Raw genomic sequence first — 14,923 nt, 5'->3', positions numbered from 1 at the left:
TTCTGGGGTATCCGGAATCAGTGGGCACAAGGCACAAAGGCAAGTCGTCCCTATGAAACGAATGCAAGCCGGAAAAATTAGCGTTTGGGAATTTGTGTCAGGAAGGGGGCAGGACGAAGATTTCGAGAATGATGCGGAGCACTCATGTGGGAGCGAACTTGCTCGCGATAGCGGTGGGTCAGCTTGCTGTTCGCTGACTGACACGACGCCATCGCGAGCAAGCTCGCTCCCACAGGGGATGGATCACCCCAGCCAATGTGGGGAAGGCATTTGAATGAGCTGGGAATCCAATCAGGCGCTGATCGCCAACCCATGCCGCCGATGATGCACGCTCAACTGATCCTTGATCAGCCGCAGCACCTTGGCCTCGTGCTCGTGAATGAAGAAGTGCCCGCCCGCCAGCATGTCCACCGAGAAGCTGCCCGTGGTTTCCTGGCGCCAGCCCATCAGTTGCTCCGTGGTGGCCTTGTCGGTCGTGCCGCCGAACACATGCACCGGGCAGTCGAGCAGCGGCCGTTGCCGCGGCTGGAAGCGTCCGCACAGCAAAAAGTCGGCACGCAGGATCGGCAGGGTCAGGGCCATCAGTTCTTCATTGGCCAGGATCTCCTCGCTCGTGCCGTTGAGGGTGCGCAGTTGCTCGATCAACTCAGCGTCAGTTTTCGCCTTGGCGAAACCGCGGTCGTAGTCGGCTCGCATCGTCGGCGCCGCGGTGCCGGAGGCAAACAGCGCCACCGGTTCCGGGCTGCCGAGTTCACGCAGGGCATGGGCGATTTCGCAGGCCAGCAGCGCGCCCAGGCTGTGGCCGAACAAGGCGTACGGGGCCTGGAGCGTCGGGTACAGCTCCCGCGCCAGTTGCATCGCCAACGGGCCCATGTCGGTGTGCAGCGGCTCGTCGAAGCGCGCCCCGCGTCCCGGCAACTCCACCGGTTGCACATGCAGCCATTGCGGCAACTTGCGCCGCCAGCGGCTGTACACCATCGCGCTGGCGCCGGAATAAGGCAGGCACAGCAGGGTCAGTTGGGTCACTGCGGTTTTCTCCGATCGGTCGTGTAGGAAAGATAACGAGATCGTAACCCACAAAATTAGTCAAAACCGTTACGTTCGCTCCATCTTTCCCGTCCGACCTTATACTGGCGACCTCGACTCACTCCACCGCACAGGAGAACGCCATGGGCTGGTCCGCCAAGCAATACGTCACCTTCGAACAGGAACGTACCCGTCCGTCCCGGGACCTGCTCGCCGCCATTCCCCCCACACAGGCCCGTTCGGTGATCGACCTGGGCTGTGGCCCAGGCAATTCCACCGAACTGTTGGTGGAACATTTCAGCGGCGCCACGGTGCGCGGCCTGGACAGTTCCAGCGACATGGTCGACGCCGCACGCAAACGCTTGCCCGCCGTGGCGTTCGACACTGCGGACATCGGCCAATGGGATGAACCCGGGCCGTTCGACGTGATCTTCGCCAACGCAGTGCTGCAATGGCTGCCCGACCACGCCACCCTGCTGCCCTCGCTGATCGGCAAACTCGCCCCCGGTGGCAGCCTGGCGATCCAGATGCCCGACACCCTGCACCAACCCTCCCACCGCTTGATGCGGGAAATTGCAACCAACGGTCCCTGGGCCAACCAACTGGCCGGGGCGGCGGATTCGCGTACCGAGGTGGAGGATCCCAGCACCTATTACTCGATCCTCAAGCCCCACTGCAGCCGCGTCGATGTGTGGCGCACCACCTACCATCACCCCTTGGCCGGCGGCGCCGCAGGCGTGGTGGAATGGTTCAAGGGCAGCGGCTTGCGGCCGTTTCTCGAGCCGCTGGATGAGGCGCAACGCGAGCAGTACCTGGCGCACTATCTCAAGGCGATCGAGCAGGCTTATCCAGCCCTGGACGATGGGACCGTGCTGCTGCCGTTTCCCCGGGTGTTCATGGTCGCGACGCGCTAGGGCGAGGGTCGATGACGCAGCGACGAGGGCCTAAATTTCTGCTCCGGCCCCTCGTTACCTGCTAAGACCAAAAACCCGCAAGAGTGACCGCCGTGGACCTGCAAACCATCCTGGGCAAGCTGTTCGCCAATGCCGGCGCCGTTGGTATCGAAGGCGTCTTCCAATTCGTGTTCGGCCCGCACCAGGCGTACTGGTCCGAGGTCAAGGCCAGCAGCCGCACCGAGGCTGGCCGCCACACCAGCCCCGACGTCACCATCGAGGTGGCGGAGAAGGACTTCCTCGGGATCATGGCCGGCATGGCCAACGTGGAAGAACTGTTCGCCAGCGGTCGCCTGAAGATCGGCGGCAACATGGGCCTGGCGACGTTGCTGCCGCAGATCATCGACCATGCCCGGCATGGCGGTGGCGTGGTGGAAAAGGTCGACATGAACAAGCGCTACCCCACCCCGCCGCGCTTCAGCGAAAAGCTCACCGCCAGCCTGCCGACCCAACGCAGCGTGCAACGGCGGCCTCGCAGCGGGCTGTCGGTGCAGGAGTTTCGCGCCCAGTACCTGCCCCACGGCATTCCGCTGGTCATCAGCGATGCCTTGCAGGACTGGCCGTTGTTCAAGCTCAGCCGCGAAGAATCCCTGGTGCATTTTGCCGAACTGCAAGGCATCACCCGCCACGGCGACTACGTGAAGAAGACCTTCTCCACCGAACGGGACTTTCGCTCCACGTCCATGGCCGACTTCATCGCCTCCCTCGACAGCCCGGCGGCCAAGGGCGCCGACGGTGAACCACCGGCCTACATGGGTAACAACATCCTGCCGGCGCGGCTGATGGAGCAGATCAAGTTTCCGCCCTACTTCGACCCGTCGCTGTTCATCCCACCGCGCATCTGGATCGGCCCCAAGGGCACCTTGACGCCGCTGCACCGCGACGACACCGACAACCTGTTCGCCCAAGTCTGGGGCCAGAAAATCTTCACCCTCGCCGCACCTCACCACCGCGAAGCCCTGGGCACCTGGTCCACGGCCCCCCAAGGCGGGCTGGACGGCTGCGACTTCAACCCAGACGCGCCGGACTACCAACGCTTCCCCCACGCCCGGGACGTGACCTTCATGCGCGTGACGCTGGAGGCTGGGGATTTGCTGTTTTTGCCGGAAGGCTGGTTCCATCAGGTGGAGTCGGTGTCGACGTCGTTGTCGGTGAATTTCTGGGTGAATTCAGGGCGGGGTTGGTAGCGGTCGGCCTAAAGCAACATTCTTTGTGGCAGGAGGATTGTGGGAACAAGGCTTGCCCGCGACGAAGGCAATGCGGTCTTTCAGAAATCGAGTCGCCTGTTTCGCGAGCAAGCTATGCCCCCACAGTCCCCTTGCCACAGGTTTGTGTTTGGACCTGGAATATGAAGACTGCTTCACCCAAGTGAACTCCACCCTCCTCGCACCAGTCAGCAGGTAAGGCCCTCCATTCAAGGTGCTAGACCATGCAGATATCCCTCGCCCGACAGGTTGCCCTGGTCACCGGCGCCAGCTCCGGCATTGGCGCAGGCTCGGCCAGGGCGTTGGCCGAAGCCGGTGCCGCGGTGGTGCTCAACTACCACTCCAGCGCCGGCCCGGCGCAAGACCTGGCCCGTGAAATCAACGCCAACGGCGGCCGCGCCATTGCCGTCGGTGCCGATGTGTCGAAGGAGCACGAGGTCGAGCAGTTGTTCGCCCAAACCCTCGAAGCCTTTGGCACGCTGGACATCCTGGTGGCCAATTCCGGCCTGCAAAAAGACGCCGCCGCCGTCGACATGAGCCTGGAAGACTGGAACACCGTGATCGGCACCAACCTCACCGGCCAGTTCCTCTGCGCCCGCGCCGCCCTGCGGGTCTTCAACCGCCAGGGCATTCGCCAGGGCGTGTCCCGGGCCGCCGGCAAGATCATCCACATGAGTTCGGTGCACCAGCGCATTCCCTGGGCCGGCCACATCAATTACGCCGCGTCCAAGGGCGGTGTCGATCTGCTGATGCAAAGCCTGGCCCAGGAAACCAGCCACCAGCGCATCCGCATCAACAGCATCGCCCCCGGTGCCATCCGCACGGCGATCAATCGCGAAGCCACCGAGGGCGAGCAGGAGCAAAAGCTGCTGGCGCTGATTCCCTACGGTCGCGTCGGCGATGTGGAGGACGTCGCCAACGCGGTGGTCTGGCTGGCCTCGGACTTGTCCGATTATGTGGTGGGTACCACGCTGTTCATCGATGGCGGGATGAGCCTTTATCCAGGGTTTCGTGACAATGGCTGATCATGACGAACCGCAAAGCCCCATCGAGAACCACGGCATCATTGGCGACATGCGCACCGCCGCGCTGGTCAATGATCGCGGCAGTGTCGATTTTTTCTGCTGGCCGGAATTCGACAGCCCGTCGATCTTCTGCTCGCTGCTGGACACTGCGCAAGCAGGCATCTTCCAGCTCGCGCCAGACCTGCCGGATGCCCGTCGCCAACAAATCTACCTGCCCGACACCAACGTCCTGCAAACCCGCTGGCTGAGCGACGGCGCCGTGGTGGAAATCACCGACCTGCTGCCCATCGGCGACAGCGAGGACGATCTGCCGGTGTTGATTCGCCGTGTGGGCATGACCATCGGCAGCGCGACGTTTCGCCTGCGCTGCGCGGTACGCCACGACTATGCCCGGGCTACCACCACGGCGCGCCAGGACGGTGCCCACATCTGTTTCGAGGCGCCGGGACAACCGAGCCTGCGCTTGTGCGCCGACCAACCCATGACGCTGGACGGGAACGCAGCGGTGGCCGAGTTCACCCTTACGCAAGGCCAGAGTGCCGAGTTCCTGCTGGGCGGCATCGACGACCCACGCCTTCAGGACGACGTCAGCGCGATATGCCTGGAGCGGACCCTGGCGTTCTGGCGCGGCTGGATCGGCCAATCCAACTATCGCGGACGCTGGCGGGAAATGGTCAATCGCTCGGCCCTGGCGCTGAAGCTGCTGACCTCGCGCAAGCACGGCGCCATCCTCGCCGCCGCCACCTTCGGCCTGCCGGAAACCCGCGGCGGCGAGCGCAACTGGGATTACCGCTACACCTGGATCCGCGACGCTTCGTTCACGGTCTACGCGTTCATGCGCCTGGGCTTCGTCGAAGAAGCCAACGCCTACATGCGCTGGTTGCGCGGGCGGGTCAGCGACTGCTGTGACCAGCCGACCAAACTCAACATCCTCTACGGCCTGGACGGCAGGCTGGAGCTGCCGGAAACCGAGCTGTCGCACCTGAGCGGGTTCGGCAATGCGCAGCCGGTGCGCATCGGCAACCTGGCCTACCAGCAGGTGCAATTGGATATTTTCGGCGAGTTGATGGACGCGGTGTACCTGGTCAACAAATACGGCGAAGCCATCTCCCATGAAGGCTGGAAACATGCCGTCGACGTGGTCGACCAGGTGTGCGAGGTCTGGCAGGACAAAGACGTGGGCATCTGGGAAATGCGCGGCGACAAGCAGCACTTCCTGCATTCGCGGCTGATGTGCTGGGTCGCCGTCGACCGCGCCATCCGCCTGGCCGAAAAACGCTCCCTGCCCGCCCCGTTCGCCCGCTGGGACGAGACCCGACAGGCCATCTACCAAGACATCTGGACGAATTTCTGGAACGAGGAGCACCAGCATTTCGTCCAGCGCCTGGGCAGCACCGCCCTCGACGGCTCGATGCTGTTGATGCCCCTGGTGCGTTTCGTCAGCGCCCGTGACCCGCGCTGGCTCTCCACGCTCGATGCCATCGAAAAACACCTGGTGCGCGACGGCATGGTCTATCGCTACCGCAACGACGACAGCCCCATTGACGGCCTCAGCGGCATCGAAGGCTCATTCGCGGCCTGCTCGTTCTGGTACGTCGAATGCCTGGCCCGCGCCGGCCGCGTGGAAAAAGCCCAGCTGGAATTCGAACAACTGCTGCGCTACGCCAACCCGCTGGGGCTGTACGCCGAAGAGTTCGACAGCCACGGTTACCACTTGGGCAACACGCCCCAGGCCTTGACCCATCTGGCGTTGATCAGCGCTGCGAGTTTTCTGGACCGCAAGTTGAGCGGGGAGAAGAATCATTGGCAGCCGTGAGCGGAGTGGTCTGTGGCGAGGGAGCTTGCTCCCGCTCGACTGCGCAGCAGTCGCAAGAATCCTGGGGTCGCTTCGCAACCCAGCGGGAGCAAGCTCCCTCGCCACAAGAGCGGTGTGTCCGTTAGCCGGTCGTCTCCAAGTTATCCAACGCACGGTTGGCCAGCAATCTGGCCAGCTCGATCAACTGCTGAATCCCCAGTGCTACGTGTCGCCGGGAGCCCTCCAGCTCGAACCCCAGGTCACTGACCAGCGCATCGGCCGAGGCCAGGGTTTCGCTGAGGCTGGTCAACACCGACTCGGTGTTTAGCCCGGGGACCACGGTGAACACCTGACCGTCCTGGGTATCGGGTTTGGCTGGGGTGGGAGACAAGTGAATGTCCAGCGCCCGGTCGGCGGCTTCGCGGAGTTTTTTTGTGTCGAGGGTGGTGTAGGCAGAAAGGTCTTCGGCGCGTGGAGGGTTGGGGGTGATCTTGACCATGATATGAATCTCCATTCGAACGTGGAGTTCACCATTTCCGCGACCAAGCAGAAGGTGGCGAACTGTACGCAGGTTGGTCGACCAGGGAATGGAAACCCGGCAGGGCCCGAAGCCCTCCCACGCACAGTCAGCCATAAAACAGACAGCCGCTCGCGCGGCACCGTGCGCCATTCTAAACCCGGGCGACCAAACCCGGTCGCTGATTTTGCAGCGACGAGCAAAGCCTATCCCCGCCTCTTCCGAACCGGCAACCGACGCGACTCGTCGGAAAATTCCGGTTCAACCACATTTTTTGTAGGAACGCATAACCTGTGGCGAGGGAGCTTGCTCCCGCTCGACTGCGCAGCAGTCGCAAAATCTTCCAACCTCCAAAGAATCAGCGTCTGGTGAGGGGTCGCTTCGCAACCCAGCGGGAGCAAGCTCCCTCGCCACAAGAGCATTGCAGTCTCCGGGCCCCATTTATCGTTACGCCCCCTTTCGAGTTGCCAGCCCCTCCAACCCCTCCTAAGATCGATGCTCTCACGGGTGCAGCGGAGCTGCCCGATAAAAACCCGACTCAAGGACCTGACATGACCCATATCAAACGCCCCATCACCACCCCACCCCGAACAGGCCTGACCCGCGAAAACCTCTGGGAAGGCCAGGACCGGGGCCTGATCAAGTGCTGGGAAATCGGCCGCGACCGGGCGATGAAGTTTCCCGAACTGGCGCAACGTTGCCTGGCCGGTGAATTGCCGGTGCTGGGTTGGAAAGGTGGCGTCAGCCGCAGCCTGAAGAAAAACGAAAAATTCGGTTGCCTCAAGTACCTCGCCCAATGGCAGGGCCTGCGCGGTGAGGACCTGGACATCGACCTGACCCAGGAACGCACCCTGACCTGTTCCAGCACGAACATGATCGTGACGTTTACCCCGGATCGGGCCAAATACGTCAACCAGGAACCTGCCTGAACGCAACCGCACACTGCCGGAGGCCGACATGAACCTTGAGCCCAGGATCGACTTCGCCGTCACGCCGTTGCTGCGCATCGCCTACGAAGAACACGGCCCCGCCAGCGGCGACCCCATCATCCTGCTGCACGGTTTTCCTTACGACCCCAGGGCGTTCGATGAGGTCGCGCCGGCCCTGGCCCAGCGTGGCTATCGGGTCATCGTGCCCTACCTGCGCGGCTACGGCCCGACCCGCTTCAACAACCCGGCCATCATGCGTTCCGGCCAGCAAGCGGCGTTGGCCCAGGACCTGCTGGACCTGATGCACGTACTCTCCATCCCCCAAGCGGCGCTGTGCGGCTACGACTGGGGCGGTCGAGCGGCGTGTATCGTCGCGGCCCTGTGGCCCGAGCGTGTGCGCTGCCTGGTGACCGGCGATGGCTACAACCTGCAGGACATTCCACGCTCCACCCAGCCGCTGGACCCGCAAACCGAACATCGCCTGTGGTACCAGTATTACTTCCACACGGCCCGGGGCGTCGAGGGCCTGACCCGGAACCGGCGTGAACTGTGTGGCTTGCTCTGGCGCCTGTGGTCACCGACCTGGACACGGGGCGCCGAACTGTACCCCCGTAGCGCCGCGTCGTTCGATAACCCGGACTTCGTCGACGTGGTGATCCACTCCTACCGTCATCGCTTCATGTACGCGCCGGGCGACCCGACGCTGGAGTGGATGGAGGAACGGCTGGCGGCACAACCGGCCATCAGCGTGCCGAGCATTTCCCTGTGCGGCGCCGATGACGGCGTGGGGCCCGCGTCGGACCACGATGAAGACGTCGAGCATTTCACGGGGTTCTATGAGCGCCGAGTGCTGCCCGGTGTTGGCCACAATATTCCCCAGGAAGCCCCCGAAGCCACGCTCAAGGCATTGCTGGATCTGCTTGAGGGCTGACGGCGAACCGCTCGCGATAGGCCTGGGGCGTCACGCCCATGGCCCGCAGGAAACTGCGGCGCAGGGTTTCTTCGCTGCCGAAGCCACATTGCACCGCCACCCGCTTGATCGACACCGCCGTGTCGGCCAGCAGGCGGCGAGCGGTTTCCACGCGAATCAACTCCACGGCCCGCGCCGGGGTCTGGCCGGTGTCGGCGCGGTAGTGCCGTACAAAGCTGCGTTCGCTCATGCCCACCTCGGCGGCCAGGCTCGACAGGCCCAGGTCACGGGTGAGGTTTTCGGCGATCCAGGCATGCAGGTCATCAAAACGACTGCCTTGCTTTTGTAGCGACAAGGTCACGCTGAACTGCGATTGGCCGCCAGGGCGCTTGAGGAACACCACCAGGTGCCGGGCGACCTCCAGTGCCACCGCACGGCCCAGGTCCTCCTCGACCAGCGCCAGGGCCAGGTCGATGCCGGCCGTGACCCCGGCCGAGGTCCAGACCGGACCGTCGTTGATGAAAATCGGGTTGGGTTCGACCCGCAATTGCGGATGTTGCTCGGCCAGTTGTTCGCAGCGGGTCCAGTGCGTCACCACGCGCCGTCCGTCCAGCCAACCGCTGGCGGCCAGCAGGAATGCCCCGGTGCACACCGACGCCACCCGGCGCGAACGCAGGCCATGATCCTTGACCCAGGCCACCAGCGCCGGGTCCTTCGCCGCTTCGTACACACCCCAGCCTCCGGCGATCAACAGCGTGTCGCTGCCTTCGCTCGGCAGCGGCTCGGCCATCAGCGCCAACCCCGCCGAGGACATCACCGCCCCGCCGCCCACGGCGATGACCGTCGGCGTGTACGGCAGCGGCAGGCCTTGCTGGCGGGCCAGGTCGTTGGCCGATGCGAAGACCTGCAAGGGCCCGGTGACATCCAGCACTTGCACGTTGGCGAAGGCCAGGACATGAACGATTTTCGGAGAGTTGGGCATATTGGCGTGATTCGTGGGCTTATTGGCGTATACGCCAGAGCCTACGGATCTAAAGTAAAACCGTCCACCCCTCGGGCATCATCCAAAGGAGAACGCGACATGACGTTGCAGATCGGTTTGCTGTTATTTCCCCAAGTCCAGCAGTTGGACCTGACCGGCCCTTATGACGTGCTGGCCTCGTTGCCGGACGTGAAGGTCCACTTGGTCTGGAAGGACCTGGCGCCGGTCACCGCCAGCACCGGGCTGGTGTTGCTGCCCACCACCACGTTCGAGGACTGCCCGAAGCTCGACGTGATCTGCGTCCCCGGCGGGACCGGCGTCGGCCCCCTGATGGAAGACGAACAGACACTGGCCTTCATCAAGCGGCAAGCCGCCGACGCGAAATACATCACCTCGGTGTGTACCGGTGCGCTGGTGCTCGGTGCCGCGGGCCTGCTGCAAGGCAAGCGCGCCACCACTCACTGGGCCTATCACAGCCTGCTGCAAACCCTGGGCGCGACGCCGGTCAAGGAGCGCGTAGTCCGCGATGGCAACCTGCTCACCGGTGGCGGCATCACGGCCGGGATCGACTTCGCCTTGACCCTGGCGGCCGAACTGTTCGACCAGGACACCGCAGAGCTGGTCCAGCTGCAACTCGAATACGCCCCTGCCCCACCGTTCAACGCCGGCAGCCCGGACACCGCGCCGACGCGCGTGCTGGAAGAAGCGAACCGGCGTGCGGCCGAGTCGTTCCGGGTACGCTCGCAAATCACCCAGCGTGCTGCGGCGCGGTTGGAACAGGCGTAACGATCAGTCCCGATGGAAATGAAATCCGTGGTGAGGGGGAGTTGTCCCCTCACCGCAAAGGCCATCGGTTCATCATCCCTCCTGGCGATACAACACCATCCCCGCGTGGTAGAGCACGCCTTCGCGAAAATCCCCATCGGCGGTGAAACCGGTGTCGTCGTGGTATTCGATATGGTCATCCTGCAGCCAGTAGTCGCCCTGATATGCGCTCTCACGTACACCTCGCGCTTCGTCATAGCGTCCGCCCGGCAGCAGCCGATGGCGAATCACGCCATCAGCCGTCACCCATAGGCCGACGAATTTATCCTGGTCTCCAAATGCCTTTCTCATGGGACATCTCCTGTCAGTCAAGTCGGTCAGAATGGACTGGCGGTTGGCCGCACGATCAATTCGCTGACGTCTACGTCCGCTGGTTGTTCGATGGCGTAGGCGATTGCCCGGGCGATGGCTTCGGCCGGAATGGCGATCCTGCGGAACTCACGCATTTCGGCACGTCCACCTTCATCGGAAATGCTATCGGCCAGTTCCGATTCGGTCACACCAGGGGAAATCACCGTCACCCGCACATCGCCCCCGACTTCCTGGCGCAAGCCCTCGGAAATCGCGCGCACGGCGTACTTGGTGGCGCAGTACACGGCGGCCGTCGGGCTGACGGCGTAGGCACCAATGGAGGCGATGTTGATGAACTGGCCGCTGCGTTGACGCTGCATCAACGGCAGGCCGGCGGCGATACCGTGGAGCACGCCGCGGATGTTGACGTCGATCATGCGATCCCACTCCTCGACTTTCAGCGCCTCGAGCTTGGAGAGCGGCATGACCCCGGCATTGTTGATGATCACGTCGACCCGACCGAATCGCTCGACAGCAAAGTCGACGAAGTCCTGGACATCCTCACGACGGGTCACGTCCACGGCCTTGCAGACCGCCTGCTGGCCGGCGGTTTCGAGTTCCTGCACCAGTGTTTGCAAACGATCGATGCGCCGCGCACCAAGCACGACACGAGCACCGCGAGCCGCAAGCAACCGCGCCGCGGCTTCACCAATCCCGCTGCTGGCGCCGGTGATGACCACAACTTTGTTTTGAATATCGGACATGATGGTTTCCTCGTCTGGCTGTATTGGCCCCCGGTGGGAGCGTTTTGACAGGTCCAGATTAGGGAACCGACCGAGGTCGGGGTTAGCCGGATCCTCCTGCGCACTTGCACAATCCTGTAGCGATAGATCCGACTCTGGTCGACAGCCGCGCAATCGGTTTTACTAACGCGGTCTATTCATTTTGGCCAGGGAGGTTGCTCGGCATGTCGGTATCCACGTCCATCCACATTGCGCCAGACGACAACGTCAATCAGCGTCGCGCCGAACTGGCGAGCCTGATGATGCGCTTCGCCCCGGAATTCGGCGTCCACCCCACGGCCATCGAAGCCTTGCACCTGATCCGCAGCGACCAGCCGACCGAAGCCCTGCACGTCGTGCACAAACCTGGTTTGTGCGTGATTGTCGAGGGGCGCAAGGAAGTGCACCTGGCAGACGAATGCTACGTGTATGACCCGCTCAATTACCTTGTCGTCTCGGTGACCCTGCCGTTGGCCGGCCAGGTGATTGAAGCCAGTCCCGAGCGCCCCTACCTGTGCATTCGCCTCGACATCGATCCGGCACAGATCTGCCGCCTGATCGCCGACGCCAGCCCCATCGGCGTGCCGGCCGAAAGAACCGGACGCGGATTGTTCCTGGATCGCATCGATGCGCCATTACTCGACGCGGTGTTGCGCTTGCTGCGGCTGCTGGACAGCCCGGACGATATCGCCACCCTCGCGCCGCTGGCCCAGCAGGAGATTTTGTACCGGCTGCTACGTGGCGCCCAAGGCCAGCGCTTGCACGAAATCGCCATTCCCGACACCCAGACCCATCGCATCAGCCGCGCCATCGAGTGGCTCAACACCCATTACGCCGAGCCGCTGAGCATCGACAGCCTGGCACAAATGATCAATCTCAGCCCTTCGGCCCTGCATCACCGCTTCAAAGCCGTGACCGCCATGAGCCCGCTGCAATACCAGAAACAGTTGCGCCTGCAGGAAGCCCGACGGTTGTTGTTGGCGGAGAACAGCGACGTTTCGTCAATCGGCTACAAGATGGGGTATGAAAGCCCTTCGCAGTTCAGTCGTGAATACAGCCGTCTATTTGGCGCCTCGCCGAGCAAAGACATCGCTCGTTTGCGTGCCCAGGCCCTGCAAGCCACGAGCGCCTGATCCTGCACACAAACAGGATCAGGCAAAACCAGGACAGTATCCGTCTAACGCCCGCCCCCGCCTCGCCCCTAATCTGAACCCATGCAGCAAGACAACCGTCCCGGCTGCAACGGGTTCAGCAGATCACGACATCTGAACGACCCGGCACTCAACCTGATATGACCGGAGTCTTTACCATGAAAACGTTCAACACCTTGATCGCCGTTACCACCCTCGCCCTGAGCGCCAGTGCGTTTGCCCTGCCGAGCCAGCAGCAAGACCGTTTCTTTACCTGGGCTGGCGATTACCAGCAGCCGGTGGCCGCTGATGGCGCGGATCGGACGCCTGGAGGGCAGACACTCGCGGCCGATGGTGCCGAGCGGACGCCAGGGGGCCAGACCTTGGCTGCTGATGGTGCCGAGCGGACGCCTGGAGGGCAGACGCTCGCAGCCGATGGTGGTGACCGTACGCCAGGGGGCCAGACCTTGGCCGCTGACGGTGCCGAGCGGACGCCTGGAGGGCAGACACTCGCGGCCGATGGTGCCGATCGGACGCCAGGGGGCCAGACCTTGGCTGCTGATGGTGCCGAGCGGACGCCTGGAGGGCAAACGCTCGCAGCCGATGGTGCTGACCGCACCCCTGAGGGCCAGACCTTGGCTGCTGATGGTGCCGAGCGCACCATGACCCGGCGCCTGGCATGATCAGGCCACTTTTCCACAGACGAAAAAAAACCCGCCTAGGCGGGTTTTATGAGGACCAATTTGACTCCCTGTCCGGCATTCCATGCCTGGTCCAATCATCCATGACCCCAAGCACTCCCTGTACTCAGTGGATGAACATAGATTAGGCCTACCGGTGACTTGGAGAAAGACGAGAAAGCAGCAACGGCGTGTAAGCGTTTCGCTATAGGACTCTTTCCTGGCTTTTCAGCGGTCGAAAAAAAACCCGCCGAAGCGGGTTTTTCCAAGACCATTACGACTCCCTGTCGATAGCTAATCCTTGCATGGTCGATCGTCCCTGATCCTGAGCACTTCCTGTGCTTCAGTGGATAAGTCCAGATTACGCCTCGGATCCAAAATGAAATAGACGACATAGCTACCATCTCGTGTAAGACATTCGCTATACCTGCCCCTCCGAAAACCCTTAGTTCTGCCAGCCGGCCAACTCAAGGCCTGTGCAGGAACGCTTCAATATTGGCCATCTGCTCGTCCCAGCCACGGCTGTCCATGCGAAAAGCCTTGAGTCGGCGTGCCTCGGGAATGTTGTTGAAACCCGACTCCACGACTTTGAGCAAGGTACCGCCATCCATGTCTTCAAGTTCGAATTGCACTCGGGTTTCGGACTCCTGGGAATAATCTACCTGCGGCTCGACAGCGTAAGGATGCCAGCGAAACGAGAAGACCCGCTCGGGCTCCACCCGCTCCACCGCTACGTCCCAGATAAGGTGTTCGTAACCTGGATAAGTAATTTGCCCTTGGGTACGCTCGCCTGCCACAAACCGTTTCCCCTCAAGGGCGACACCGAACCATTGGCCAAAGGCTTCGGCATTGGCCAGGGCGCGCCAGACCTGGGAGCGCGGGGCCTTGAGCAGGATCTTTCTTTCAATGCGGTCGGATGAATGCATGAGTCACCTCCTGTGTTTCAACAGTAGGCTTGTAAGACCACAAGGCCAACCGGAAAGTTGTATCAGACCGTCGTTTAGCGCTCGCCAACTTTAAAACAGCACGGCGCGATGTAAACTCCCTCGGCGCTTTCACCCCCTCAAGGAGAGACCCAACATGTCCCTACGCTTGCTTCTGGCCCTGACACCTCTGCTTTTTGTCGCCGTTGCCCAGGCCGACGACTGCGCTGACGCCACTACTCAAGGCGAAATGAACCAATGCGCAGCCAAAGAAAACAAGGCCGCCGACAATGAGCTGAACAGGTTGTACAAGCAGATCACCGCACGCCTGAAGGACAATCCCGAGGCCAAGAAAATGCTGGTCAAAGCTCAGCGTGCCTGGATAGGTTTCCGTGATGCCGAATGCGCATTCTCCGCCTCTGGGGTTGAGGGCGGCAGTGTCTATCCGCTGATCTATGACAATTGCATCACCGCCCAGACCAAGGCTCGGGTCGAGGCGTTCAAGACCTATCTCAAGTGCAAGGAAGGGGATTTGAGCTGCCCCGTACCCGAGGCTTGACAGCCAGGATGCAAAAAAGGATGACCTCTACAGGTCATCCTTTTTTTTTCGGCCAACACTATTTATTGCGGAAAAAACAAAACCCCTACCTGCGTCAGCAGATAGGGGTTTCGGAATTTAATCTTGACGATGACCTACTCTCACATGGGGAAACCCCACACTACCATCGGCGATGCATCGTTTCACTTCTGAGTTCGGGATGGGATCAGGTGGTTCCAATGCTCTATGGTCGTCAAGAAATTCGGTAGCCAGCGCGTGCCTTGCGGTCACGTTCCAGCGAATGGGTATGCGATAGTTTGTGTGTTGCGGTTGAGCGTCTCGAACTTTCGGTTCGTTTCGTCTTCACACACCGCAATCTGGTCTCTTTCGCCCTGGGGCTTGGAGTTTACAA

The 14,923-nt window shown here is 62.2% G+C and carries 16 protein-coding genes and 1 rRNA gene; 10 read left to right on the top strand and 7 right to left on the bottom strand.

Features of this window, described 5'->3' with window-relative positions; genetic code table 11:
* Positions 1-291: 291 nt before the first annotated feature.
* On the bottom strand, positions 292-1,026 hold the full coding sequence (locus IB266_RS07910; protein WP_060741391.1) for a thioesterase II family protein: 735 nt from the start codon (positions 1,024-1,026) through the stop codon (positions 292-294).
* Between the two features lie 143 nt (positions 1,027-1,169).
* Between IB266_RS07910 and tam the strand changes: the two genes are divergently transcribed.
* From tam to IB266_RS07890, 4 genes are all read left to right on the top strand, one after another.
* On the top strand, positions 1,170-1,940 hold the full coding sequence (gene tam / locus IB266_RS07905) for a trans-aconitate 2-methyltransferase (protein ID WP_192260833.1): 771 nt from the start codon (positions 1,170-1,172) through the stop codon (positions 1,938-1,940).
* A 92-nt stretch (positions 1,941-2,032) separates the two neighbouring features.
* Entirely contained in the window at positions 2,033-3,166 is a 1,134-nt protein-coding gene (locus IB266_RS07900) for a cupin-like domain-containing protein (protein ID WP_103310482.1), read from the top strand.
* Between the two features lie 242 nt (positions 3,167-3,408).
* The gene (locus tag IB266_RS07895; protein ID WP_192260832.1) at positions 3,409-4,209 is read left to right on the top strand and encodes an SDR family oxidoreductase; all 801 of its coding nucleotides are present in this window, start codon (positions 3,409-3,411) and stop codon (positions 4,207-4,209) included.
* Complete coding sequence (locus IB266_RS07890) at positions 4,202-6,025, top strand: glycoside hydrolase family 15 protein (RefSeq protein WP_192260831.1); 1,824 nt, start codon at positions 4,202-4,204, stop codon at positions 6,023-6,025. The genes IB266_RS07895 and IB266_RS07890 overlap by 8 nt, the downstream gene beginning before the upstream one ends.
* A gap of 121 nt (positions 6,026-6,146) precedes the next feature.
* Here the strand turns inward: IB266_RS07890 and IB266_RS07885 are convergent, their stop codons facing one another.
* Entirely contained in the window at positions 6,147-6,503 is a 357-nt protein-coding gene (locus IB266_RS07885) for a DUF6124 family protein (RefSeq protein WP_192260830.1), read from the bottom strand.
* A gap of 569 nt (positions 6,504-7,072) precedes the next feature.
* On the opposite strand from IB266_RS07885, the gene IB266_RS07880 reads away from it, so the two are divergent.
* Entirely contained in the window at positions 7,073-7,450 is a 378-nt protein-coding gene (locus IB266_RS07880) for a hypothetical protein (RefSeq protein ID WP_060741383.1), read from the top strand.
* Between the two features lie 28 nt (positions 7,451-7,478).
* Entirely contained in the window at positions 7,479-8,381 is a 903-nt protein-coding gene (locus tag IB266_RS07875; RefSeq protein WP_192260829.1) for an alpha/beta fold hydrolase, read from the top strand.
* Here the strand turns inward: IB266_RS07875 and IB266_RS07870 are convergent.
* Positions 8,350-9,342, bottom strand: a complete 993-nt coding sequence (locus tag IB266_RS07870) for a GlxA family transcriptional regulator (protein WP_192260828.1) — start codon at positions 9,340-9,342, stop codon at positions 8,350-8,352. The genes IB266_RS07875 and IB266_RS07870 overlap by 32 nt on opposite strands.
* Before the next feature lie 99 nt (positions 9,343-9,441).
* Here IB266_RS07870 and inhA point away from each other — a divergent pair, with 99 nt between their 5' ends.
* Positions 9,442-10,128 (top strand): isonitrile hydratase, encoded by a 687-nt coding sequence (inhA, locus tag IB266_RS07865; RefSeq protein ID WP_060741380.1) that lies wholly within the window; start codon positions 9,442-9,444, stop codon positions 10,126-10,128.
* Positions 10,129-10,200: 72 nt separating this feature from the next.
* Here the strand turns inward: inhA and IB266_RS07860 are convergent, their stop codons facing one another.
* Together IB266_RS07860 and IB266_RS07855 are read right to left on the bottom strand one after the other, a co-directional pair.
* The gene (locus IB266_RS07860; RefSeq protein ID WP_060741379.1) at positions 10,201-10,458 is read right to left on the bottom strand and encodes an Atu4866 domain-containing protein; all 258 of its coding nucleotides are present in this window, start codon (positions 10,456-10,458) and stop codon (positions 10,201-10,203) included.
* Positions 10,459-10,484: 26 nt separating this feature from the next.
* A complete protein-coding gene (locus IB266_RS07855; RefSeq protein ID WP_060741378.1) occupies positions 10,485-11,222 on the bottom strand; it encodes an SDR family oxidoreductase in 738 nt (245 codons plus the stop codon).
* Between the two features lie 203 nt (positions 11,223-11,425).
* Here IB266_RS07855 and IB266_RS07850 point away from each other — a divergent pair, with 203 nt between their 5' ends.
* Both IB266_RS07850 and IB266_RS07845 read left to right on the top strand, forming a co-directional pair.
* On the top strand, positions 11,426-12,373 hold the full coding sequence (locus tag IB266_RS07850; RefSeq protein WP_192260827.1) for an AraC family transcriptional regulator: 948 nt from the start codon (positions 11,426-11,428) through the stop codon (positions 12,371-12,373).
* A 176-nt stretch (positions 12,374-12,549) separates the two neighbouring features.
* Complete coding sequence (locus IB266_RS07845) at positions 12,550-13,053, top strand: hypothetical protein (protein ID WP_192260826.1); 504 nt, start codon at positions 12,550-12,552, stop codon at positions 13,051-13,053.
* Positions 13,054-13,517: 464 nt separating this feature from the next.
* Here the strand turns inward: IB266_RS07845 and IB266_RS07840 are convergent, their stop codons facing one another.
* On the bottom strand, positions 13,518-13,976 hold the full coding sequence (locus tag IB266_RS07840; RefSeq protein ID WP_060741375.1) for an SRPBCC family protein: 459 nt from the start codon (positions 13,974-13,976) through the stop codon (positions 13,518-13,520).
* 154 nt (positions 13,977-14,130) lie between these two features.
* Here IB266_RS07840 and IB266_RS07835 point away from each other — a divergent pair, with 154 nt between their 5' ends.
* Positions 14,131-14,532 carry a lysozyme inhibitor LprI family protein gene (locus tag IB266_RS07835; protein ID WP_192260825.1) on the top strand — a complete coding sequence of 134 codons (402 nt, stop codon included), beginning with the start codon at positions 14,131-14,133 and terminating at the stop codon, positions 14,530-14,532.
* Between the two features lie 121 nt (positions 14,533-14,653).
* Here IB266_RS07835 and rrf read toward each other — a convergent pair.
* Positions 14,654-14,769 (bottom strand): 5S ribosomal RNA (rrf, locus tag IB266_RS07830).
* Between the last annotated feature and the right edge of the window lie 154 nt (positions 14,770-14,923).

This window comes from Pseudomonas sp. Pdm06, assembly GCF_014851795.1.
GTDB lineage: Bacteria > Pseudomonadota > Gammaproteobacteria > Pseudomonadales > Pseudomonadaceae > Aquipseudomonas > Aquipseudomonas fluorescens_AA.
The sequence above is the reverse complement of the archived record's forward strand: the minus strand, read 5'-3'. Positions and strand labels throughout refer to the sequence as shown.

Excerpts from the sequence above, each read along its gene's own strand:
- tam (WP_192260833.1), top strand. The coding sequence starts at position 1,170 with ATGGGCTGGTCCGCCAAGCAATACGTCACCTTCGAACAGGAACGTACC.
- IB266_RS07895 (WP_192260832.1), top strand. The coding sequence starts at position 3,409 with ATGCAGATATCCCTCGCCCGACAGGTTGCCCTGGTCACCGGCGCCAGC.
- IB266_RS07890 (WP_192260831.1), top strand. The coding sequence starts at position 4,202 with ATGGCTGATCATGACGAACCGCAAAGCCCCATCGAGAACCACGGCATC.
- IB266_RS07885 (WP_192260830.1), bottom strand. The coding sequence starts at position 6,503 with ATGGTCAAGATCACCCCCAACCCTCCACGCGCCGAAGACCTTTCTGCC.
- IB266_RS07880 (WP_060741383.1), top strand. The coding sequence starts at position 7,073 with ATGACCCATATCAAACGCCCCATCACCACCCCACCCCGAACAGGCCTG.
- IB266_RS07875 (WP_192260829.1), top strand. The coding sequence starts at position 7,479 with ATGAACCTTGAGCCCAGGATCGACTTCGCCGTCACGCCGTTGCTGCGC.
- IB266_RS07870 (WP_192260828.1), bottom strand. The coding sequence starts at position 9,342 with ATGCCCAACTCTCCGAAAATCGTTCATGTCCTGGCCTTCGCCAACGTG.
- inhA (WP_060741380.1), top strand. The coding sequence starts at position 9,442 with ATGACGTTGCAGATCGGTTTGCTGTTATTTCCCCAAGTCCAGCAGTTG.
- IB266_RS07860 (WP_060741379.1), bottom strand. The coding sequence starts at position 10,458 with ATGAGAAAGGCATTTGGAGACCAGGATAAATTCGTCGGCCTATGGGTG.
- IB266_RS07855 (WP_060741378.1), bottom strand. The coding sequence starts at position 11,222 with ATGTCCGATATTCAAAACAAAGTTGTGGTCATCACCGGCGCCAGCAGC.
- IB266_RS07850 (WP_192260827.1), top strand. The coding sequence starts at position 11,426 with ATGTCGGTATCCACGTCCATCCACATTGCGCCAGACGACAACGTCAAT.
- IB266_RS07845 (WP_192260826.1), top strand. The coding sequence starts at position 12,550 with ATGAAAACGTTCAACACCTTGATCGCCGTTACCACCCTCGCCCTGAGC.
- IB266_RS07840 (WP_060741375.1), bottom strand. The coding sequence starts at position 13,976 with ATGCATTCATCCGACCGCATTGAAAGAAAGATCCTGCTCAAGGCCCCG.
- IB266_RS07835 (WP_192260825.1), top strand. The coding sequence starts at position 14,131 with ATGTCCCTACGCTTGCTTCTGGCCCTGACACCTCTGCTTTTTGTCGCC.